This window comes from Shewanella sp. BC20 (genome assembly GCF_003129585.1).
GTDB lineage: Bacteria > Pseudomonadota > Gammaproteobacteria > Enterobacterales > Shewanellaceae > Shewanella > Shewanella seohaensis.
Window position 1 is genome coordinate 1 of record NZ_NHRI01000041.1, and the last position, 949, is coordinate 949.

The window sequence follows — 949 nt, forward strand, 5'->3', positions numbered from 1 at the left end:
GGCGCTCACCACTTTGTGGTTCATGACTGGGGTGAAGTCGTAACAAGGTAGCCCTAGGGGAACCTGGGGCTGGATCACCTCCTTACCTATACGACTAACTCGATGTTTGTTGAGTGTTCACACAGATTTGCTTGATAGAAGATAGAGTAAAAGATGGGTCTGTAGCTCAGCTGGTTAGCACCCCAATCCCTTCATGAAGAGTAGGGTGAGGTCGGTGGTTCTAGATGAACTTAGATTTATCAAAGATGGGTCTGTAGCTCAGCTGGTTAGAGCGCACCCCTGATAAGGGTGAGGTCGGTGGTTCAAGTCCACTCTGACCCACCAATCCTTCCTTCTCAGCGTTGGAAAGTGACTCGTTTAGTGAACTAAACGTCGCCACTGTCCGCCTTGATAAGAAATGATTGGCAAACCAATCCTTTAAGAGGTTTGGAACATCTTATTTACTCGCACTGCATGTAAATGGGGCTATAGCTCAGCTGGGAGAGCGCCTGCCTTGCACGCAGGAGGTCTGCGGTTCGATCCCGCATAGCTCCACCATTTACTGCAATCTGGTTAGAGATGCCAAAGATAAACTGAAACATTATCTTTGGCTTTTTTAAGCCCGCTCTTTAACAATTTGGAAAGCTGATAGTAATTAATACAATGATGTCTGTCGTTGTGTTAATACGAAAAAAATTGAGTTCTTAAAACACTTTTTAAGTGTCTTGAATATTCAAGTCTAAGGCGAGTCCATCTTCTTGGTCGAAGATGAGACAAGTAAAACCAGCTGGTCGCAACAATTCAAGTGGCTCACGTAAGTGAAACCTATTTGGGTTGTATGGTTAAGCGACTAAGCGTATACGGTGGATGCCTTGGCAGTCAGAGGCGATGAAGGACGTAGTAACTTGCGAAAAGCGTTGGCGAGCTAGTAACAAGCATTTGAGCTAACGATGTCCGAATGGGGGAACCC

At 45.7% G+C, this 949-nt stretch carries 2 tRNA genes and 2 rRNA genes; all 4 read left to right on the top strand.

Going from position 1 to position 949, the window contains the following annotated elements:
* Positions 1-85 (top strand): 16S ribosomal RNA (locus CBX96_RS21395); the annotation flags it as partial.
* A gap of 162 nt (positions 86-247) precedes the next feature.
* Positions 248-324: transfer RNA gene (locus CBX96_RS21400), tRNA-Ile, on the top strand.
* A gap of 137 nt (positions 325-461) precedes the next feature.
* Positions 462-537: transfer RNA gene (locus tag CBX96_RS21405), tRNA-Ala, on the top strand.
* A 282-nt stretch (positions 538-819) separates the two neighbouring features.
* Positions 820-949 (top strand): 23S ribosomal RNA (locus CBX96_RS21410); the annotation flags it as partial.